17 protein-coding genes and 2 pseudogenes are annotated in these 21,102 nt (G+C 39.6%); 6 read left to right on the forward strand and 13 right to left on the reverse strand.

The window, feature by feature from the left end; all coding sequences use genetic code 11:
- Positions 1-309 (reverse strand): annotated as a pseudogene (locus V7K25_RS29655) (Crp/Fnr family transcriptional regulator); the annotation flags it as partial.
- Between the two features lie 525 nt (positions 310-834).
- Between V7K25_RS29655 and V7K25_RS29660 the strand changes: the two are divergent.
- Positions 835-1,578, forward strand: a complete 744-nt coding sequence (locus V7K25_RS29660) for a DALR anticodon-binding domain-containing protein (protein ID WP_335163199.1) — start codon at positions 835-837, stop codon at positions 1,576-1,578.
- Between the two features lie 179 nt (positions 1,579-1,757).
- Here the strand turns inward: V7K25_RS29660 and V7K25_RS29665 are convergent, their stop codons facing one another.
- Complete coding sequence (locus tag V7K25_RS29665; RefSeq protein WP_335163201.1) at positions 1,758-2,627, reverse strand: Cof-type HAD-IIB family hydrolase; 870 nt, start codon at positions 2,625-2,627, stop codon at positions 1,758-1,760.
- A 194-nt stretch (positions 2,628-2,821) separates the two neighbouring features.
- On the opposite strand from V7K25_RS29665, the gene polA reads away from it, so the two are divergent.
- A complete protein-coding gene (gene polA / locus V7K25_RS29670) occupies positions 2,822-5,761 on the forward strand; it encodes a DNA polymerase I (RefSeq protein WP_335163203.1) in 2,940 nt (979 codons plus the stop codon).
- A 142-nt stretch (positions 5,762-5,903) separates the two neighbouring features.
- Here the strand turns inward: polA and psb27 are convergent, their stop codons facing one another.
- The 11 genes and pseudogenes from psb27 to V7K25_RS29725 all read right to left on the reverse strand — a co-directional run bounded on the left by psb27 (position 5,904) and on the right by V7K25_RS29725 (position 16,581).
- Entirely contained in the window at positions 5,904-6,308 is a 405-nt protein-coding gene (gene psb27 / locus V7K25_RS29675; RefSeq protein WP_181985056.1) for a photosystem II protein Psb27, read from the reverse strand.
- Between the two features lie 364 nt (positions 6,309-6,672).
- Positions 6,673-7,185 (reverse strand): annotated as a pseudogene (locus V7K25_RS29680) (phosphatase PAP2 family protein); the annotation flags it as partial.
- 54 nt (positions 7,186-7,239) lie between these two features.
- Entirely contained in the window at positions 7,240-7,914 is a 675-nt protein-coding gene (locus V7K25_RS29685; protein WP_335163206.1) for a response regulator transcription factor, read from the reverse strand.
- Between the two features lie 228 nt (positions 7,915-8,142).
- Positions 8,143-9,285, reverse strand: coding sequence for a 7,8-didemethyl-8-hydroxy-5-deazariboflavin synthase subunit CofH (cofH, locus tag V7K25_RS29690; protein WP_442948132.1), 1,143 nt, complete (start codon positions 9,283-9,285; stop codon positions 8,143-8,145).
- Positions 9,286-9,341: 56 nt separating this feature from the next.
- A complete protein-coding gene (locus V7K25_RS29695; protein ID WP_335163207.1) occupies positions 9,342-11,285 on the reverse strand; it encodes an ArnT family glycosyltransferase in 1,944 nt (647 codons plus the stop codon).
- Positions 11,286-11,976: 691 nt separating this feature from the next.
- On the reverse strand, positions 11,977-13,146 hold the full coding sequence (locus V7K25_RS29700) for a hypothetical protein (protein WP_335163209.1): 1,170 nt from the start codon (positions 13,144-13,146) through the stop codon (positions 11,977-11,979).
- Between the two features lie 380 nt (positions 13,147-13,526).
- Entirely contained in the window at positions 13,527-13,718 is a 192-nt protein-coding gene (locus V7K25_RS29705) for a CbtB domain-containing protein (protein ID WP_335163211.1), read from the reverse strand.
- Positions 13,719-13,991: 273 nt separating this feature from the next.
- On the reverse strand, positions 13,992-14,822 hold the full coding sequence (locus tag V7K25_RS29710; protein WP_335163213.1) for an energy-coupling factor ABC transporter ATP-binding protein: 831 nt from the start codon (positions 14,820-14,822) through the stop codon (positions 13,992-13,994).
- Positions 14,797-15,609 (reverse strand): cobalt ECF transporter T component CbiQ, encoded by an 813-nt coding sequence (gene cbiQ / locus V7K25_RS29715; RefSeq protein WP_335163215.1) that lies wholly within the window; start codon positions 15,607-15,609, stop codon positions 14,797-14,799. Before cbiQ ends, V7K25_RS29710 begins: the two co-directional genes overlap by 26 nt.
- Entirely contained in the window at positions 15,606-15,908 is a 303-nt protein-coding gene (locus V7K25_RS29720; RefSeq protein ID WP_335163216.1) for an energy-coupling factor ABC transporter substrate-binding protein, read from the reverse strand. Before V7K25_RS29720 ends, cbiQ begins: the two co-directional genes overlap by 4 nt.
- Positions 15,895-16,581: an energy-coupling factor ABC transporter permease gene (locus V7K25_RS29725; protein WP_335163240.1), complete on the reverse strand. Its 687-nt coding sequence runs from the start codon at positions 16,579-16,581 to the stop codon at positions 15,895-15,897. The genes V7K25_RS29720 and V7K25_RS29725 overlap by 14 nt, the downstream gene beginning before the upstream one ends.
- A gap of 476 nt (positions 16,582-17,057) precedes the next feature.
- Between V7K25_RS29725 and V7K25_RS29730 the strand changes: the two genes are divergently transcribed.
- From V7K25_RS29730 to V7K25_RS29745, 4 genes are all read left to right on the forward strand, one after another.
- Positions 17,058-18,083, forward strand: coding sequence for a multicopper oxidase domain-containing protein (locus V7K25_RS29730; RefSeq protein ID WP_335163218.1), 1,026 nt, complete (start codon positions 17,058-17,060; stop codon positions 18,081-18,083).
- 198 nt (positions 18,084-18,281) lie between these two features.
- The gene (locus tag V7K25_RS29735) at positions 18,282-19,319 is read left to right on the forward strand and encodes a helix-hairpin-helix domain-containing protein (protein ID WP_335163220.1); all 1,038 of its coding nucleotides are present in this window, start codon (positions 18,282-18,284) and stop codon (positions 19,317-19,319) included.
- Between the two features lie 172 nt (positions 19,320-19,491).
- Positions 19,492-19,926: a ferritin-like domain-containing protein gene (locus tag V7K25_RS29740; RefSeq protein WP_335033838.1), complete on the forward strand. Its 435-nt coding sequence runs from the start codon at positions 19,492-19,494 to the stop codon at positions 19,924-19,926.
- Between the two features lie 71 nt (positions 19,927-19,997).
- Complete coding sequence (locus V7K25_RS29745) at positions 19,998-20,966, forward strand: FTR1 family iron permease (RefSeq protein ID WP_335163222.1); 969 nt, start codon at positions 19,998-20,000, stop codon at positions 20,964-20,966.
- The last annotated feature ends 136 nt before the right edge of the window (positions 20,967-21,102 follow it).

Genomic DNA, 21,102 nt, shown 5'->3' on the forward strand with positions numbered 1-21,102 from the left:
CTGGAGTGTGAATGGTGATTGAGCAACAATTTCAAATGGCTGTCCCGCTCCCACAAAACCCAAGAACGCTTCTTCTGGGGTTCTGTTAATTCGTCGAGACGTTAGCTGGCTGGCAGTCGCGCTAACTTGGGCGGTTCCTACCATACGGATCGCACCCCTTTGCACCAAATATAGCAATCCAGGCCGGGCTGGAATGCGCTCATCTTTGCTAAAGGTACGGCAGCGGTAGTGTTCTTGAGCCCAGTCAAGAATGCGTTGCCAAGTTAAAAAAGGCCGTGATGCCTCAGAAAAGGAGGATGGAGATTGCATAGGTAACAAAGAGCGTTCGGCTGAAGACAAAGACGTAAATAAAAGGGTGCAAGGAGTGTCTTTGTGTTGGCAAGGCAGGCATAACGCCTAACAGCGCCAGCCAATCCAAAGAATAGAAAGTAAATTACTCTCTACTCTTTTGTTATACTTCCTACTGTACAATGATGGTAGTAAAGTTTACTTACTATTCATCGATTATTCATCAAATTTTATCCTCTTCTCATTTTTCTTTATCTAAATTAAATTTATACCGCAAGACAGATGACAAAAAAGTAACAAATATATCTTACATGATGATTTAAATAATATTACGTGCATTATACAATACGAGTTAGCAAATATACGTCAACCAAACAGTTAGTGTACAGTTATTTAATAAGGTCACCAAGCATTGATACCTATAAAGCAGAAAATGAATGCATAAAAGATGATAAAATTCCTCTACACAAAGGTAGAGATAATAATAGAATTTTATACACCTCAAGTGTGTCTCTGGGACTATCAAAATCTCAGAATCGAAAAGCGATGGAACTTGCCAGTGCGATCGCCTCAGATATATCAGGGATCTGTGGGGACGTTTTTAGCATTAAAATAGTTCCCCCTGGTTTGATACATTTTGAATTAACTAACTCGACGTTAGCGACTTGGTTACAAAGTCTTGTAGAGGGGAGCAGGGAGCAGGGAGCAGGGAGCAGGGAGCAGGGAGTAGGGGAGAAGAATTTTCCCCTTTGCCCCCTGCTCCCCGCCCCTCTGCCTCTTCATTCCCCTCTGCCCCCTGCACCCCGCCCCTCTGCCTCTTCTCCATGCCCAATACCTAATTTGTTTGCTGTTCAATATGCCCATGCACGTTGCTGTTCGCTAGTGCTTCTGGCTGATCGAGAGGGATTGATTAAACTTAGAGAACCAGTTCCAAATACTAGTCCAGCTTTTTGGAGTGTTATCTCTCCTAAGCCTTTACCTTGGCTCAATGGTGACGGAACATTGCGGCTAAATCACCCAGATGAGCGTCGTCTAATTGGTGAGTTAATACAAGTGGTAGACAATATAGAATGCCCTGATGTTAAGGGTTCTGTGAAATGGGAAAAAGTAGCGCTGAGTTTGAGCCAAGCTTTTGAAAAGTTTTGGTGTAATTGTCGGATTTGGGGTGAGGTGAAAATTACTTCACCAGAGTTAGCCCAAGCCAGACTCGGATTGCTTATGGCTACTCAGTCAGTATTAAGATTTGTGTTAGAGGAAGAATTGGGTGTTTTTGCGCCCTTGGAGTTATGAATCGGTAATGTCGCTTAGGCAAAAATAAAAACTTTTATATATCTATTGACTCAATGCATCACCTCAGCTACATTAACAGGTGTGTGAGGAGCGAACCAGCTAGGACACCGAGACGAAACACGGCCAGTCGTCGGTGTCCTTTCTGATTTATATGGGTTAGGTTTGAAAAAGTACCCTCATTACAGCAAAAACTTTTCAATTGCTACTGCTGCTCCATCTTCCTCTACGCTAGGAGCTACCCACTGCGCGATCGCTTGTACTCCTGCTGGTGCGTTGCTCATAGCTACACCAAGTCCAACATACTCCAGCATTTCTACATCATTGAAGTTATCGCCAATTGCCATAACATTTGCTAACTCTAATCCCAGCAATTCTTCGGCTAGGTAACGTACAGCAGTTCCTTTATTCACAGAGGCGTTAGTTGCTTCAAAGAAGGTAGCAACAGATGTTGTGAGATAAAGTTCAGCAGGTGTGTATTGACGGCGCAAATTCCCCAATAGCTTGTCGATCACATCTGTGTCATCACACAAAGCAAGAATTTTTGTCGGTTCATTCGTTAAGGCTAGGCGCAAATCACCCACAGGAATCGGGGTAATATCAGAACGTTCTGCATAAATTTGGGTTTCTCTGGTTACTTCACGGACGTATAGTTGATCGTTGATGTAGAAGTGGACAGATAAGAGCGATCGCAACTCAGGCTGTTCAAAATAGTCGAGTAACTGGTGGGCGATTTCCCTGGAAACAGGAAAATGGCGATGAATTTTTTGAGTGATCGGATCTTGAATCCAGGCTCCTTGATATGCCATTAGTGGTAGGGTAGAGCCGATATCTTGGTGAAAGCGCAAGGCTGAACGATACATTCGACCTGTTGCGATCGCTACTTGAATTCCTCGTGCTTGCGCTGCAATAATAGCTTGCTTTACAGCTTCGCTGATGGTGTTAGAATGCCCTGCGATCGTGCCATCTATATCCAAAACTAGTAGTTTAATGTCTTTTGTAGCAGACTGATGCTCAGTAGATGCCAAGTGTGTAGCAGATGCTTTCTGCATAATTTCCTAGATTTTAAGTTCCAGTTAGAGGTTAACAGGCTCTAGCAGACTGTGGTGAGTAGTGGAAAAAATTGGATATTTTTTATTTAGAAGTCCCTTAGTACGCAAAAATTACGCTATTGTTGCCAAAGCAAAGCTGAACTAGCACCGGAAATTGCTAACTATGTGACAAAGCTTCTGGCTAAAATAGGGCTATGTCTGAAATCACTTCTGCAACCGCAACACGCCCCACGTTCATCCTCGTAGATGGACACTCGTTGGCTTATCGTTCATACTTTGCTTTCGCCAAAGGGCGAGATGGAGGGCTGCGTACTAAAACGGGCATTCCTACCAGTATATGTTTTGGTTTTGTGAAGTGCCTGCTAGAGGTAATGGCAACACAACAGCCCCAAGCAATGGCGATCGCTTTTGATTTGGGTGAGGCCACTTTTCGCCATGAAGCTGACGATACTTATAAAGCCGATCGCAAAGAAACGCCAGAAGACTTCATTCCCGACTTAGAAAACCTGCATGAGTTGCTCAATGGCTTTAATCTACCAATTTTCACTGCCCCTGGTTATGAGGCAGATGATGTTTTGGGAACATTATCACAACGAGTAACTGCTGCTGGGTATAGGGTGAAGATTCTCACTGGCGATCGCGATTTATTTCAACTAATTGACTCTGATAAAGAAATCACTGTTCTGAATTTTAGTCCAGATGCCCTAAAACGCTCTACAAATAGCATCACGGAATTTGAAGCAGAACAAGTCAAAGAAAAAATGGGGGTTTTACCTTCACAAATTGTTGATTTTAAAGCTCTTTGTGGTGATAAATCCGATAATATTCCTGGTGTGAAGGGCATTGGCGAAAAGACAGCAGTGCAGCTGTTAAATACTTATGGTTCACTTGATTGTGTTTATGCTGCGTTAGATGAAATTAAAGGCGCAACTCAGAAAAAACTGGCAACGGGTAAAGAAGATGCCGAGAAGTCTCGCTATTTGGCAACCATAGTTTTAGATGTTCCTATAGAATTTGATTTAGAAAATTGCAAATTAAAAGGCTTTGATACAAACGTTTTAGCACCAATTCTAGAAAAATTAGAATTCAAGTCTTTTTTAGGTAAAATAAACGATCTTCAGCAACGTTTTGGTGGCAAAGTCGAAGACAAACAAGAAGCCAAAACAGATGCAAGTAACCCCAATACTAACTCAGAATTCAGTGCTGATGAAGATAATGATTTGTGGTTTTTCAGTGCTAGTGATACAGCCGCAGTTACACAACAATCTACTTCCCCAATTACACCACGCATCATTAACAGCGAAGCAAAACTAACTGAGTTAGTGGAACTTTTGCAAACATTCACTAACCCAGAGACTCCCGTTGCTTGGGACACTGAAACTACTGCTTTAGAACCAAGAGATGCTGAGTTAGTAGGAATTGGTTGCTGTTGGGGAACGAGACCAGATGAGGTAGCCTATATTCCTGTGGGGCACAAAACTGGGGAAAATTTGCATAAAGATTTGGCGCTAGAAACATTACGCCCAATTCTCGAAAGTACTGATTATCCTAAAGCTCTACAAAATGCAAAATTTGACCGCTTAGTTTTAAAATGTCAAGGAATTAATTTGGCGGGAGTAGTGTTTGATCCCATGCTGGCAAGTTACATTCTAAATCCAGATTCTAGCCATAATTTGATGGATTTGTCGCAGCGATATTTGGGATTGATAGCAAAAAGTTATTTGGATTTAGTTCCTAAAGGCAAAACCATCGCTGATATAGATATTCCTGCGGTAGCAGATTACTGCGGTATGGATGCTTATTCTACCTTTGGGTTAGTGGCGAAATTGCGTGAGGAACTTGATAAAATTCCCACTTTGTCTAAGCTATTAGTGGAAGTAGAACAGCCCCTAGAAGCGGTTTTAGCCGAAATGGAATATACGGGTGTTCGCATTAATTCAGCTTATTTGCAAGAACTTTCGCAGCATTTAGAAACTGAGCTAGCCAGGTTGAAAGAGGAAGCAACTGAAATAGCTGGGGAAAATTTTAACTTGGGTTCTCCGAAGCAATTGAGCCAAATTTTGTTTGAAAAGTTGGGGTTAAGTACTAGACATTCTCGTAAAATTCAAACGGGCTTCTCTACAGATGCAGCAACCCTGGAAAGACTCCAAGAAGATGATAAGACTGGATTTGTTGAGGCGATAATTGAGTATCGCACTCTATCTAAATTAAAGTCTACTTATGTTGATGCATTACCTGCATTGGTGCGTCCAGATACCCAACGGGTGCATACTGATTTTAACCAAGCAGCAACATCAACTGGTAGGTTATCTTCTTCTAATCCGAATTTACAAAATATCCCCATTCGTACAGCTTTTAGTCGCCAAATTCGCAAGGCGTTTTTGCCAGAACTTGGTTGGTTAATGGTGGCTGCTGATTATTCACAAATTGAATTGCGGATTTTGGCTCATTTGAGTCAAGAGCCAATATTAGTGCAAGCATATCAGCAAAATGAAGATGTTCACACTGTTACGGCGCGGTTAGTATTTGAAAAAGAAAAGATAACCTCAGAAGAAAGAGGGATAGCAAAAACTATCAATTTTGGTGTGATTTATGGCATGGGTTCTCTAAGGTTTTCGCGCTCAACTGGGATAGATAAGACCGTTGCCAACGAGTTCATTAAGCGGTTTAATGAACGATATCCGAAAGTATTTGCATATTTAGAACGAGTGAAAAAAGAAGCGATCGCTCTTGGTTATGTAGAAACTATTTTCGGTCGCCGTCGTTATTTTGACTTTACTAATAACAGTTTACGCAAATTAAAAGGCAGTAACCCAGAAGATATTGATCTGAGTAAATTGAAGAATTTGGGCCCTTTTGATGCAGGTTTACTACGCGCTGCTGCTAATGCACCAATTCAAGGTTCCAACGCTGATATTATCAAAATTGCAATGGTGAGATTGCATGAGGTTTTGAAGAACTATCAGGCGCGTTTGTTGTTGCAAGTTCACGATGAATTAGTATTTGAAATTCCCCCTCATGAATGGGAAGAATTACAACCGCAAATTAAGTCGGTGATGGAAAATGCAGTCCAGTTAAGTGTGCCGTTGCTGGTGGATGCGCGTGTTGGTGAAAATTGGATGGAGACGAAGTAAGTTGAACTGTGACAAAGCTTTTAGCTATAAAAGTGTCAATCAGTTTAGGTGAAAATTTAAAACTCTTATATTAATTTGACAAAGTAATCAAGAGCCAAAAGTATTGACTCTTGATGATGGAGTAGTAGGCAATAGTTAAGAATTAACCGCCACGCTTTAGCGCTGCTTCTACCTGCTGTAACTCCTTCTCTAAACGATTTTTGAGTTTTTCGGGTACTGCACGATTTGGGTAAGAACTGTAGTGTCCAGCCAGGGAGTTGAGGGCTGTTCGCATGGTTGTAAAAGAGCCAAGACCAGAAACAGAGTTAACTCGCTGATAGCGAGCGGAAAAGTCATTAATTTTTTGACGCGCTTCTGCTTGAACTGCTGCTTTTTCTGGTGAATCTTGTGATATATCCAGAGCTTGTCTCATAACATTGACCACAGCTAAGGTGTCTTGGCGATAATCCCCAGTCAAACTATCTGGACTGCCAGAACAGCCCATTAAGCCGATAGATACAACCAAAACCAGCGCAAGCAAACGCGACCAATAGCGCTTCATATGCATTAAGTAAAAGAATACGTAAATCAACGTCTATCGTATCTTGGATTGGTAACTTGGGGATCAATTGAGTAGGGAATGGGGAAGTAAAGAGTAGGCTGGACTGTTTTTTTCGCTAAAAGGCGCTCATTTACAACTAAGCTGTTGCGCCTTTAATTTGCACTAATATTTTTTCAAGATGATTGTGGGGTGGGCATCCTGCCCGCCCTGATAATGCAAGTTATATACGTAACAGCTTAATATTGGGCAAAAAAATCGGGTGATTAAAAAATCTGATGAGATAATTCTCACCCAGATGCCTTCTTTGCAAGAGACTTTAGCAACGGCAACTCCTTCGGTGTACACACTTAAAGATTTAATCAACTAACTTTTATCGCCTCAATCTTTGCAATTTAAGCATCGTAATACATATAATTAGCCACAAAAAACCGACTCCATAACCTGCAATTATGTCTGTGGGCCAATGAACTCCTAAATATAAGCGGCTGATCCCGATAGCAGCAATGAAAATAACAGTTAAACTGTAAATAAATTTGGCAAAATTAGGATAGTGAGTTGCCAATTCGTAAGCAATAAAACCATAAAGTACAACAGAGCCTAGTGCATGACCACTAGGAAAACTAAAAGATTTTTCAGCAATCAATTGATGCCACAGTTGCGGGCGAGGTTTAGAAAAAAACAACTTTAGCCCTGTATTTAAAATTAACCCTCCTAAGCAAGCAAATACAAAAAATTTTGCTTCTTCTTGGTAACGTCGCCACCAAAGTAATAAAACAGTAATACCTGCAACTATAACCACTGTACTAGGATTACCAAGATTTGTAAAAAACAGCATTAAATTATCTAAATTTGGATTGGCAAACTGATGTAGCCATAACAAAAAAAAAACTTAATTATGTTAGCGACGTAGGAGTGTCATTACGAATTACGAATTAGTTTAATTGTGTCCTAAACGATAACCAATGCCATAAATATTTTCAATCAAGTCCTCAGAACTCCCAGATGCTTTAAGTTTATTCCGCAAATTTGTAATATGAGTTTTAATACTTCCTTCTCCCGAAGATTTATCAAAGTCCCACAGTTTGTCAAAAATTGCAGAACGAGTGATAACTTGATTGGGATTTATCAAAAAATATTCTAATATCATATATTCTTTAGGAGTTAATGATATGATATTTCCTGCATAAGTAACCTGTTGAGTTGCTGGGTCTAGTTGCAAATCACCGTGGATTAAAATCTGGGGACGAATCTCTGGAGTTCTTCGAGCTAAAGCCCTGATGCGTGCTGCTAATTCTTTTAGTTCAAATGGCTTAACCAAGTAATCATCAGCACCAGCATCGAGTCCGATAATTTTATCGTCTGTTGTATCTCGTGCCGTCAGCATTAAAATCAAAACATTAGATGAAGTAGCGCGTAAACGCTTACATAAAGTGATTCCATCTAATTGAGGAAGCATTAAATCTAATAAAATTAGCTCATATAATCCTGACTGCGACCATTCCCAGGCTGTAAAACCATCGGTTGTTATATCCAGAATATGGTGTTGTCGTCTTAAAAACTCGGCTAATGGTTTAGCAATGCGATCGTCATCTTCAACTATCAAAATTCTCATAATGATCCACCTCTAAATTATTAGAGCTTGCTAACACAAAATCAGGATTATCTTACCTACAAGGGTAATCTTGAAATTTTTATCATATATTCTTAACCTGAACTTAATTCAATTTGATTAATGTTCCTATAAATTGTTTATTTATCTCTGAACTCTCTGCACTTCTGCTGTTTAAACGTAATTTATTTCATCACAGAGGCGCAGAGAACATAGAGATAAAAGCTATTCTTAACTACTAACTTTTTGATAAAGAGTATTGCGTTGTTGGTAAGGTCTTCCTAAAGAAGCGATCGCATTTTCCAAAGTTTCCACTTCCATACATGTACCACCCAAAGCACCTGCCATTGTGGTAATATGCTCCTCCATTAATGTGCCACCGATATCATTACAACCCCAAACTAAGGCGGATGTCGCACCTGCAAGCCCCAGTTTCACCCAACTCTGCTGATGGTTAGGAATCCAATTACCTAAGTAAATCCGCGCCACAGCGCCTAGCAGCAGTGCATCACTCAAAACTGGTTGATCGCGTCCGACACGGCGACGTAAGGGTTTGGGCGCTTCTTGCCCAACGAAGGGTAATAAAATAAACTCTGTGATGTTTGCTGGATATCCCTGATTAATGGCGGTTTGTTGGAGCGATCGCAATTTTTCTAAATGCCCGATTTGCTGTTCGTGGGTTTCAATATGCCCAGATAACATGGTGCTGGTGGTATGCAAGCCTAATTTGTGAGCAGTGCTGACAATTTCTAGCCAAGTGGCTGTGTTAATCTTCTCTGGACACAATATCCGCCTTACTTCATCGTCTAACACTTCAGCTGCTGTTCCCGGCATTGAGTCAACACCAGCATCGCGCAAAGCAGCAATGACATCAGCATACCCAAGTCCGTCAAGTCTGGCGATAAATTCGACTTCCTGGGGAGAGAAAGCGTGGAGATGTATGTGGGGAAATTCCTGTTTGATGGTTTCTACAACCTTGAGATAATAGGGCAAAGATTTACCATTTATCTGTGCTTGTGGATTTAATCCGCCCTGCATACAGATTTCTGTCGCACCCCGTTGCACTGCATCTGTCGCTTTTTCTAAAATTTGCGCCGAATCTAACCAGTATGCACCGACATCACCATCATCTCGACGGAAAGCACAAAAACTACAGTGCTGCTCACAAATATTAGTAAAGTTGATATTACGATTAATTATGTATGTAACCGTATCGCCTGCTTGAGTGTGGCGGAGTGTGTCGGATGTAGTACGTATCGCTGCGATCGCCTCCTCGTCTGTTTGTTGTAACAACACCACTCCCTCTTCGAGAGATAAGTCGTATCCCATCAAGGCACGGTCAAGAATTTTTTCAACAGTAGTTTTTGTCAGCATTACTTTCTTAACTTCTGAGTAAATCTTAATTTTAGGATCTTGTAAATAATAAAATTCTACTTAATAAATACACCAAGTTCTGGAGAATCCCAAGCTCGGACATAAGTTTTATCTTTAAAATTAATTTCTTGAGATTTCTTTTGTTTACTTTTTTTAGTTTCCATTGAAATAATCCCGCAAGGATCAAAATCTTTATAGGAAGCCTCTTTTTCTAAACTAGCCGAAATATTAGTTACATTAATATGTTGAATTTTAAATGTTTTTTGATTATTTTGCTGCAAAAGTACCCAGAAAGGGTATTCCCAAGGGTCATTTCCCATTGATAGCCCAATAGTCGAGCATTTTTTGGAATTTAAAAACTCAACTGCTCCTGTATAAGTACCTTTAAGGAATGGTCTATTACTAAAATACTGCTCAATTCTGGGGGTTTGGAATATATTGATGCTATCAATAATAGGTCTATACCTATTAAAAAATACCCACGGTAATGATGAGATTAACAGAAATGTTACTATAAAAATTGCGATTTTTTGCTTTTTCAGCTTAGATAACACAACACCTACAAAAGGAGAAATTAATACAAACAAAGGTAAATGCAGACGACTATTCCAGGCTTGCCATTTTAGTAAGTAGCAAAATATCAAAAATGTAGATACGGTAGCAATGAGATAAGTAAAAATATAACTTTCTTTACGGAGAGATTTTCGAGTTAGAAAAATAATCATACATATTATTATCAGCGCTAGATGTAATAAATTACCAGCACTATTTTCATTACCACTTATCCCAATTGTTGACCAACCTCCTGGTACAAAAAATGTCTGGGAAAAAGTTGTCCGAGGATCGTTATAATCTACACCGATGAATATATGTATAAGTTGAATTAATCTGTTCGCTTTTCCATTCCAGAAACCAATCGGTGTTCCTATATGTAAGGCAATATTTCTCAGTATATTAGAAATGAGTATATTAACACCTAGTATTTCATTACGATAGCCACCCGGTTCACCAAGTGGCGAAGCAAATAAATTATAATTGCGTAAATAGTGACTAATATTAAGCAGTAAAGATATACTTCCTACTATCAAAACAGCCTTCCATGCTTGCCACCGTAAGCGTTTAACTAAGTAAAAACCAAACCAAATCAAGAAGGGAAATACATAAAAATAAGCAGTTCCCTTGCTCAAAATAGCTAATCCTATGCTACTACCAATATTAAATGAATTCGTCCAAATATCACTTTTTCCTGCTTGGATAGTTGATAGTAAGTAGTAAGCAAAGCAAACTACCCAAAATGCAGCTACATAATCATTTTGAGTGCTTGAGGCTTGCAATATTCCCATAGGAATTGTTGCAGTTACAACCGCAGAGAAAACTTGACCTCGTAAATCTGCTCCTAGTTGTTTTGCAATTAATGACACTCCAATAATACAGCCAATCATACTGAACCATTGGACTAAGTTAGCGAAGTAGTCACCACCACTTAAAATCTGAAAATGCAAAATCACGAACTCTGACCAAGGGTTTTGATATAACTGTGGAGTATAACTTGTTGGATAATGGGCAATGCTATGATTTTGTATCCAATGAGCAACACGGCTCATGTGATAGTCCATAGAATCCCAATTATTGGGTGGCGCTATGATGGCAATTAATCCAACTGTTGCTACAACGAAACCTATTCCACATAATAAATTTACGAAGGGTTTTATTTTAATATTTTTCTTTATTTGAGAATAATTTCTTTGCTCTAAATCTGGAATTATTTGGTGATTTAACCGAAAATATATATAAATTAATGTGATAGATATCAATACCCAAGTTCCTAATATCCAGCCAAAAGTAATTAATTTAAAAAGACTCAAAAGTTCGGTGATTGTAGTGAGTAAAATTCCCCAGTAAGTAATTGCTAATATCAGCGAATCACGCCAATCGGTACGTTTTTTATTAATTAACAAAAAAATAGTAATTAAGGAAATAAGAGGCAAAAATATAAACATCAATAATATTACCCACTTTCAATTTAATTTCTGCTGTGGTAACTGTAATATGGGCTGAAGCCGCTTACTACTAGCTAATTTAATTAATTTTACACTGCGTCAGATACTTTAATTTATTCTTGCCCACTTAAGAGACTTCCAGTTTAAAAACATCCTATCTCCGAGGCGCAAAACCTTGCGTCCCTAGAAATATACAAATAATTTTGGATAATTTATTTTTTGCTAGTCTAAAAGTTAAGTAGGTAGGCGTAATTAAACATAAGATAAAACCTCACCTTCAATCCCTTTCTTTGGTAAGGCTACTGTGTACACACAAGTCTTGTCACAGCCATATCTTTATTAATAAATCTCGCACTACGTTTCTATCCCGCCTCGGAATGAATTCCGAGTCTCATAGCCCAAGTCCACGCTTTGTGGACTAAATTAGATCGTTCTAGTCCACTTAAGGGACTTCAGCTATTAGCACTGAACTTTAGTTCTGGGCGGGATGTCAGTGAGTGTGACAGTTTAACTCTGACAAAAATGTGGGTAAAAAAGTTGAAACGTATGGTGGACAGCACCTGTGTGTACACCGTAGCCTTGGTAAGGGGAGGGAAGCTGGAGGCAAGGTGAAGTTTTATATTAATTTGAGCTACTTAACTTAATGCACATTGTTATATCGGCTGGAATTCTGACTAAAAGACTGATATTACTAACTTTCCCTTACTTGTGGTGTTCGTCGGTGCTGTATTAGCAATCCGATCGCCATACCAATGCCGACAAAGGCTGTAAAGTAGAATAAACCAATCAATCGGATATAAATTGGTGGTGCGATCGCTTCAACTTCAACTTCTTGTGCTACCTTCACTGGGGCAAATTGACGGCTAGATCCTGGTAGAGGAGTTGCTTCCACCTCGATTTTATGGGGTGAACCATCAAAAAATTGCTCTAGCCATGTTAACTTCCCTTGTTCGTCGGGAATACCTTTGTAATCAAAGACTGTTAAATTATGTTCTGTAGCGATCGCTTTCACCTGCAACGCTACATCTCTAATAGGTTCTCCGGTTGCGCTATCTTTCACTTGTAGCGTTAAATTCGCAAGTTTTCCGACAGTTGCGTTTTTATCTCCCCCAAGGTTAATTTCCAATCCTTGAGATTTTTGAGATGATGGTGCAATCGCTTCGGTACTATTTGAATGGTGTTCGCTGCCATGAGCTTCGGCAACTTCTGCACTAATGTTGATAACTAATAGAGTTACTATAGCCACCACTGTCAATGCACTTAATAAAAGGCGAACTGACTGTGGTGCAATTTCTCCTTGTTGGAGTTCTTCTTGTCCACCAATAACCCAACCACCCAACAATCCAAGTGATAGCAAGATAGCTGCAATAACAACAAAATATTTATATTTAATTGGATTTTCTTGGACATTTAAATTTAAAGTTTGTTCATAAGGCGCAAAAGTATTTGCTACCAAAGGTGACACTTTAACTAACAGTTGGTAATTCCCACGGATGGGTAACATCTGCTGAATTTCTAGCTTTCCATCAGGTGCGATGGCATCCATTTGTAACAACTTTGTTCCCTCAACAATGGGGAAATCAGTTGTTAACCAAGGATTCCGATTAGGTGTCAAAATTTGCAAGCTAATTTTAGTATTTTCTAACGATTTACCCGCAGCATCAATAGCTTGTAACTTTAGGGTAACAGGAGATTGCGGTTTTTCTGCCTCTGCTTCAAAGGGAATAATCCGCTCTAAAGGTGGGTTGGTGGATAGTAGCACTCTGGATGTAAGAATTTGGGAATTTCCTACAAAGGAATAAAGAATTGACAAAGTAATGCAAATAACGCTGATAACTCCAAAAAGCCGATATTTTTTCATAAAAACTTCCGGTAAATGTGAAACTCATGTAATTTTTGCAACTGCTGACCTCTCTCTAAATCTCTCTCCTAAAAGGAGAGAGACTTTGAATTTTCCCCCTTCCCGATACGGGAAGAGGGTTAGGGGGTTAGGTTTTTCGTGGTCTTTTCCACATGACGTAAAAAATCAGGTGCAACTAAAATTTTAATAGCAGTGGATGAAAGTTATTCCAGATTCTTATTACTAAGTAAAAGAATTATTCATAAATCAGACATTATTTTAAATTAAGTTAGGTGATGTAGAGATGGCAAACAATAGCCGAAACCCTGATTTTATTTGTAGGGGCAATTCATGAATTGCCCCTACTTGATGCACCTAAAAAATCTTGAAATTATGATAATTTAGTGACATGCAACGCCTAAAGTGTGGTGACGTGCTGAGTGTGCTGTATTATGAACCGCAGGATAAGTAGAAAATAATACAGTCCAGATAACTAAAGAAGATAGCAGCATATAGAGCGTTACCTGCACAGGCTTGGATAAGGTAATACCTGCGGTCTTCTGCAATAGGGAAATATGAGAAGAAGTAGTCATTTTTGACCTCATATAGTAAATTTGGGGAATTCATCAATCAAAAGGCATGATGACGCTTGATTGCAAAAAGATATACCATTAACTTTGTATTTGACAAGTATATAGCAATCGGATTTGATTTTTGAACTTATTTGCCTGGGCAGGGAGTAGGGAGTAGGAAATCAGCCATTTCGAGTTGAGAGCGAGTTTTTTCACGCAATCAAATAGGAGTCCTGGATATCAAATGTATTGTGTAATTTTGCTTTGGATTCTCATATTTAATAAATTCACTTACTAAAAGTAACGGAATAAGTTAAATATCCTTTGCCGCAAACGTTCTAAAACTGGTTCTTCTTCGGGTGATCCCTTAGCAAATAGCATCTCATAGATCAATGGCACTCCTAGCTGTAAGTCTTCGAGAACTTCACGCTGGGTAAACACATCTTGTGGTTTTCCTTCCATCACAAGTTGTCCCCGATCCATTACAAATATCCAGTCTGCCCAACGATAAACTAAATCAAGGTCATGGGTTGCCATAAGTATAGTTGTACCATCTGCATGAATCTTTTTTAGAGTTGTCATCAAGTTACGAGTATGCAACTTATCTAAATAAGCTGTTGGTTCATCTAGCAATAAGAGTTCTGGTTTTAGCACCATGACATCAGCTATAGAAACTCGCTTTTTTTGTCCTAAGCTAAGATGATGAACTGGTCTTTGAGCTAATTCAGTAAGTCCAAATTCTACTAAGGCTTGCTCAACTCTCTGTTTAATTTCTCCTGTTGGTAATCCTAAATTACACAAGCCGTAAGAAATATCTTCTTCAACAGTAGAAGCTACCAGTTGTTGCTCTGGATCTTGAAAAACTAGCCCTACTTGTTGGCGTAACTTTATCAGTGATCGACGGTCATATTGCAAAGGTTTTCCTTGCCAAGACATTTTACCTTTATGAGGTTTATATAGACCGTTAGCTAATAAAAATAATGTAGTTTTACCACAACCATTTTGCCCAATTAACGCACATCTTTTGTTAAAAGGAATCTTGAGATTTAAACCATTCAAAGCTAATTGTTGTGCGCCTGGATAAGTGTAATGTAATTGCTCAAATTCGAGTAAAAATTGTTGCACGATCGTACCAATCCAAGGCGATTAATGACACACATCCTAGAATTGCTTCAATGGCATATCGCTTAGATAGATGGTAGCGATGAGGATGCCAAACTTTAAATTCTCCATTGAAGCCTCGTGATGCCAAAGTCAAGGATACTTGACGATAGTTTTCTAGGGTTCGTTTGAGTAATTGTCCAATTAACAGAGCTAAACTTTTCATCCCAATACTAAAAGTACAGTAGCCACCACGAGATTGTTGAGCAGTCCACAATTCTGCGGCTGTGTTTAATAGGACGAAAATAAAGCGGTACATTAGTAATAATAGGTCAGTTAGCAACACAGGAAAACCCACGCGACGCAAGGCTTGTAAAAGCTCGGTAAAGGGGATAGTTAACATGATGAAATATAAGCATGAAAGAGAGGCGATCGCTCGTGTTAAAATTGTCAATCCCTGCTGAAGTCCGTGAACACTAATATACAGATAATATGAGCCAATATCCAATCCTATTACTGAGTCATTTTGCACTAAATGTAATTGAGAAATATCTACCCCATTGATGATTAAAGCTGGTAAACTTGTCAACCAAAAAAAACTAGCAACATACACTAGTTTGAAATAAATTTTGCTGGGAATCCTTGCATAGATAATTGTCCAAGTACTCATCCAAACTGCAATCAAAACTTGAACTAAGGGATGTGTAAAAGCAGCGATTATTAGCAGAGCGATCGCAAACAGTAATTTCTGCTCTGGTGCTAACCACCGCAATCGATTCGTATAAGCAAGGGTATCTATTTGCAGACTCATTCCTTATTCCTTTGCTGCTGGGAACGCCCCTTATATAAACCAATCACATAACCAATAACTCCAGCACCCAAAGCAGCTTGTGAAGAAAATAACAAACTTTCTATTTCAGCACTAGGGGGTTCAAACAGGGGTTTAAACCAGCGTTGATATCCAGGGTGTACTTCACTAATCGCTTTTTCGGCTTGATCGTCTGAACCTGTAAATTCCCCACCACGTACAAATATTAAGGGTACAACTGCTAAAGCGATCACCGCTACCACTAAAAACCAGTTACTCAATCCCTTTTTAGACTGTTTCATTGTGTTGAGGTTCCCGTTGAATTAATTTTAAAAATTCCAATTCTTGAGGCGTATAAGATTGTAGCCAATTCCATACCAGCACAGTCAGCAGCCCTTCGCTAATTGCTAGAGGAACTTGAGTAATTGCAAAAATCCCGGCAAATTTGATGAATGAAGCAATAAACCCACCAACTGGGGCGGGAAAAGCCAAGGCGAGTTGGATAGAAGTAATAACATAAGTGAGTAAATCTGCTATGGCTGCGGCTAAAAATATCGCTATTTTTTGCTTACCAGTTAGGCGCATCGTCAAATGATATATCCAGTAGGCGGCAAAAGGGCCTGCGATCGCCATTGAAAACGCATTTGCCCCCAATGTCGTCAAACCCCCATGAGCTAGTAGCAGCGCTTGAAACAACAGAACTAAACCACCCAATACCGACATCGCTAATGGCCCAAATAGTACTGCTCCTAACCCAGTACCTGTAGGATGAGAACAACTACCTGTGACTGAAGGCATTTTTAACGCCGACAACACAAAAGTAAAAGCTCCCGCCAATGCTAAGAGTAATTTTAATTCTGGGTTGGCTTGGGTGATGCGAGTTAGCGATCGCAATCCTAAAATAAAAAATGGTAACGCTACTATCCACCAAAAAAGCGCCCAATTTCCTGGTAAGTAGCCTTCCATAATGTGCATAGCATAAGCTGGTGCAGATGCTCCAACAACTAAATAAAAGCTCAGAATTCCTATGAGGATGAGTGATGCACGTTTTGACTTAAGGGAAATTTTAGACACAATTTATACCTTACAAATACTACGTCTTGCTGCATTCAACATGACAAAGACTTACTTCCTAATAAAATATCCTCTCATCCTGATTGTTTTTCCTTCAGGTATTGCTAAGGCAACAAGCATATCAGGAATAGGCATGAAACAGCTAGTTGCCCTTGAACATTATTTATACAGAGATCCCTGTATAAATGCTGTAATTTTTAAGTAAATTAAACTAAAGTTTTCAGGAAAAAATTCTTCCTTTCTCTAAATTTAATAACTTCAGTAGCAGTTTGGAAGCACTGGAAAATTATTGACAATAATTATTAATTCCTCTAATATTTAAAAGCAATTGCAAAAGATTTGCAATTCCTTCTTGGTGCTAACCGTAACTAAATCTCATGCCCAACAACTTCGCTCTAGGTAACGCCAAACCTTGGAGCCGCCGTCAATTATTGCAGCTAGGACTAGCAGGTGCTGGCGCGATTGGTGCAGCTGGACTTTGGCAGATGCTAAATCTGCAAAGTAAGTCAATGGTCAAAGTGCCACCATTCAATACTGAAGCACCAGACGACGTTACTAACCCGATGAGGATGTTAAGGGATTTTGATTATGGGACGGTAAAGCAAGAAAATGGGCGGACTATCCGGGAATTTCAGTTAACCGCGGGTACTTCCATCATTCAACTCAATAGTGCTGTCTCTTACAACATCTGGGATTTAAACGGTCGCATACCAGGGCCAACGCTACGGGCAAAACAGGGCGATCGCATCCGGGTACTATTTCTCAACAAGGCGGGACATTCTCACTCTTTACATTTTCATGGCGTTCATCCGGCAGAAATGGATGGTGTTCGCCCAATCAGGAATGGTAGTGCCACAATTTACGAATTTGATGCTGAACCTTATGGCGTTCACTTATACCACTGCCATATTGAACCAGTTACCCGTCACATCGCCAAGGGACTATATGGGATGTTCATCATCGATCCCCCTACTCCTCGTCCCCCGGCTGATGAGATGGTACTAGTTATGGGTGGGTATGACGTCAATGATGATACCCATAATGATTATTACGCCTTCAACGGTCTGCCCCACTATTACATGCATAACCCGATTCGCATTTACAAAGATCAGTTGATTCGGCTGTATGTTCTCAACATCATTGAATACGATCCGGCTGTGACGTTTCATCTGCATGCCAACTTCTTTGATGTCTATCGCTACGGCATGAGTATGACTCCTAGCGAGAAATCAGATGTGATTACGATGGGTGTCGCAGAAAGGCACATCTTGGAATTTGCTTTTCGCTACCCAGGTAAGTATATGTTCCATCCCCATCAAGATGCGATCGCAGAAAACGGTTGCATGGGTCAATTTGAAGTGCTTGCCCAGAGCAACTCTCAAAAGACTGTTAACAATTCATAAAAAAATAAATAGTAATTTCTATTCCGGCTAAGTACAAGGTACTTAATTCGTAATTAATAAAATTTTAAATCAAATAGTTGAAAAAAAATCTCATTATATGCGAAAGTAAAATCTATGACAATTTGTCAAACAAACTACCTTTGGGTAATAGTTTGAAGCATTTGAACCAATACCTTTTAAATTGTGCGAGGAACAGAAATGATAAAATTTCGCTATATCTGTTTAACAGTGGCAGCTGCGGCAATAGTTACCTTAAGTTCCTGTAGCAGTACACCAACCGCAGAAAATCCCTCAGCACCAGTTACTAGCCCTCAAGCTACAGAGGCAGTAAGTGATAACAGTCATAGTGGTCACGGTGGCAAAGAAAAAATTAACATCAACACTGCTATATTATCAGAATTGGATAAATTTGAAGCTAAACTAGGAATTCCGGCATTATCCAACAAAATCCAGGCAAATCGTCCATACGGTAGCCCACAAGATTTAGTTACTAAAAAAGTAATTACTCAAGAACAATTCGACCAAATTAAAGACCAGGTTGGTGTTCAAGAAGTTGTACTCACAGGTGAGGCAAAAGATGTTGATTATATGTCTAAATTAGGCTTAATGAAAGGACATCTTTTGGTAGCACAAGAACTTCTGGATCAAAATCAGCCGAAACAGGCAGAACCTCATATTGGACATCCAGTTGAAGAGATTTACGTTGATGTAGAAGATCAATTGAATGAACGAAAAATCAAAGAATTTAAGACAACTTTAGTAAGTTTGCAAGATTTAGTGAAATCTAGTCCGAAAGATAGCAAAGTTAAAACTAATTTTACTTCTTCAATGCAAGCAGTTGACGGAGCGATCGCAGCTTTGCCAGAATCTCAACGCTCAAAACCAGGATTTGTGCTACAGGCAATTAACGAACTACTAGATTCAGCCAACTCCGAATATGGCGCTGCGATCGCAAATGGTAAAATAACCGCCCCAATTGAGTATCAAGACTCCCGTGGTTTTGTATTTTACGCCAATGAGTTATACAAAGGAATTTCTAGTCAAGTAGCTCAAGCAGATCCAGAAGCACACAAAGCGATCGATACTAGTTTCGCTGAACTCATAAAAGTTTGGCCTTCTGCCATCCCACCAGCAAAAGCAGTCAAAACTACTAATGATGTCACCAAGCTAGTGAAAACCATTGAGGAAAACTCTCAAAAAGTAGTTGATAAATCTAATACCCAAGCACAGCGATAACACTTTGTTTTAATGGGAAGTATATGATAAGGAGTTTAAAATAGTTAGGAGTAAAGAGTTAGGAGTTATGAATTATGAGTTATGAATCCCGAACTGTTAACTCCTAACCTCCAACTCCTCACTCTTAACTCTTAACTTATTACACTCCATTCGTTACTTGAATTAACAACTGATGCAAGAACTTGACCAAAAAAAGACCATTGACCTGCTGAACGCCATCATGGAATTTGAGCTAGCAGGGGTAGTACGCTATACACATTATTCTTTGATGGTGACTGGCCCTAACCGTATTCCAATTGTGGCCTTTTTCAAAGCACAGGCAAGTGAATCTTTACTTCATGCTGAACAAGTGGGAGAAATTCTCACTGGTTTAGATGGGCATCCCTCCTTGAAAATTGCCCCAATGGAAGAAACCTATCAGCATAAAGTCAAGGATATCTTAGAAGAAAGCTTATCCCACGAAAAAAAGGCATTGGATCTGTATAAAAATCTGCTCGATACTGTTACCAATGCCAGCATTTATCTTGAAGAATTTGCTCGCGGTATGATTGGGCAAGAAGAGATGCATAATCTCGAACTCAAAAAGATGCTACGCGATTTTAGTTAATAGTCATTAGTCATTAGTCCTTTGTCATTAGTCAAAAACACATGACAAAGGACAAAAACAAAGGATAAAAGATGGATTTTAGTACTGCTCTACCTACTTTTGTAATAACGCTCCGAGAAGGAGTAGAAGCTGCCCTTGTTGTTGGTATTGTGCTAGCTTTACTGAAAAAAGCGAAACAATCCCGGCTCAACTCTTGGGTATATGCTGGTGTCGGCGTTGGTATTGTCGTCAGTGCCTTAATAGGCGTGCTATTCAGTTCGATAATTCAAATACTAGGAGCAGTGAATCCTCAATACACCACCGTAGTTGAGCCAGCGTTGGAGGGTGTGTTTAGTGTGTTAGCGATCGCAATGCTTAGTTGGATGCTAATCTGGATGACTAAACAAGCCAGATTCATGAAAGCTACAGTTGAAGGAGCAGTAACAGAAGCACTGACACAAAACTCGAATGCTGGTTGGGGTGTTTTTACTTTAATTTTAATTGCCGTTGTCCGCGAAGGCTTTGAGACTGTTCTGTTCGTTGCTGCTAATTTTCAACAGGGATTAATGCCAGCATTGGGTGCTATTGGTGGTTTGGTAGCGGCATCCGCCATTGGGGTACTGTTATTTAAAGGGGGTGTCAAAATTAACATCCGCCAGTTTTTCCAGGTAATGGGCGTTTTATTAGTATTAATTGTCGCTGGGTTAGTAGTTTCAGCCTTGAAACACTTTGACGAAGCAGTGGCTAACCTTGCCCTTAGTAGTCGTGCCACAGAAGGACTTTGTTTCTATTACGAACGTTTTACAAAAGTCCACTCCTGTATTTTGGGGCCAATGGTTTCAAATACTTCCACAATCTTACCTGACGAACAGTTTCCTGGCATTATTCTCAAATCTTTATTTGGTTATAGAGACAATCTCTATCTTGTGCAAGCAGTGGGATATGTGGCATTTTTACTCACCATTGGAGGACTGTATTTCCGCAGCCTTGGAGGTACTTTTTCTCAAGGTAAAAAAAATACCCTCTTTGGTCAAAAACCAATTAGTTCTGCAAAAGATTAAAAGCATAGTCAGTTGCCTTGTTCCCAGTCTATCTATAGGAATCGTATTTGATTTTTGAAATTATCTACGTGGGCGGGGAGTGGAGAGTGGGGAGTTAGGGAGTAGGGAATAAGGAATTAGCCTTTTCGATCTGTAC

Origin of the sequence: Nostoc sp., from assembly GCF_036919495.1 — a bacterium.
Classification (GTDB): Bacteria; Cyanobacteriota; Cyanobacteriia; order Cyanobacteriales; family Nostocaceae; genus Nostoc.

What these genes read in the sequence shown, in the direction of transcription:
- V7K25_RS29745 (WP_335163222.1), top strand. Translation starts at nt 19,998, where the DNA reads ATGGATTTTAGTACTGCTCTACCTACTTTTGTAATAACGCTCCGAGAA.
- V7K25_RS29740 (WP_335033838.1), top strand. Translation starts at nt 19,492, where the DNA reads ATGCAAGAACTTGACCAAAAAAAGACCATTGACCTGCTGAACGCCATC.
- V7K25_RS29695 (WP_335163207.1), bottom strand. Translation starts at nt 11,285, where the DNA reads ATGTTTATATTTTTGCCTCTTATTTCCTTAATTACTATTTTTTTGTTA.
- V7K25_RS29725 (WP_335163240.1), bottom strand. Translation starts at nt 16,581, where the DNA reads ATGCACATTATGGAAGGCTACTTACCAGGAAATTGGGCGCTTTTTTGG.
- V7K25_RS29685 (WP_335163206.1), bottom strand. Translation starts at nt 7,914, where the DNA reads ATGAGAATTTTGATAGTTGAAGATGACGATCGCATTGCTAAACCATTA.
- psb27 (WP_181985056.1), bottom strand. Translation starts at nt 6,308, where the DNA reads ATGCATATGAAGCGCTATTGGTCGCGTTTGCTTGCGCTGGTTTTGGTT.
- V7K25_RS29735 (WP_335163220.1), top strand. Translation starts at nt 18,282, where the DNA reads ATGATAAAATTTCGCTATATCTGTTTAACAGTGGCAGCTGCGGCAATA.
- cbiQ (WP_335163215.1), bottom strand. Translation starts at nt 15,609, where the DNA reads ATGAGTCTGCAAATAGATACCCTTGCTTATACGAATCGATTGCGGTGG.
- V7K25_RS29720 (WP_335163216.1), bottom strand. Translation starts at nt 15,908, where the DNA reads ATGAAACAGTCTAAAAAGGGATTGAGTAACTGGTTTTTAGTGGTAGCG.
- cofH (WP_442948132.1), bottom strand. Translation starts at nt 9,285, where the DNA reads ATGCTGACAAAAACTACTGTTGAAAAAATTCTTGACCGTGCCTTGATG.
- V7K25_RS29700 (WP_335163209.1), bottom strand. Translation starts at nt 13,146, where the DNA reads ATGAAAAAATATCGGCTTTTTGGAGTTATCAGCGTTATTTGCATTACT.
- V7K25_RS29730 (WP_335163218.1), top strand. Translation starts at nt 17,058, where the DNA reads ATGCCCAACAACTTCGCTCTAGGTAACGCCAAACCTTGGAGCCGCCGT.
- polA (WP_335163203.1), top strand. Translation starts at nt 2,822, where the DNA reads ATGTCTGAAATCACTTCTGCAACCGCAACACGCCCCACGTTCATCCTC.
- V7K25_RS29665 (WP_335163201.1), bottom strand. Translation starts at nt 2,627, where the DNA reads ATGCAGAAAGCATCTGCTACACACTTGGCATCTACTGAGCATCAGTCT.
- V7K25_RS29705 (WP_335163211.1), bottom strand. Translation starts at nt 13,718, where the DNA reads ATGACTACTTCTTCTCATATTTCCCTATTGCAGAAGACCGCAGGTATT.
- V7K25_RS29660 (WP_335163199.1), top strand. Translation starts at nt 835, where the DNA reads ATGGAACTTGCCAGTGCGATCGCCTCAGATATATCAGGGATCTGTGGG.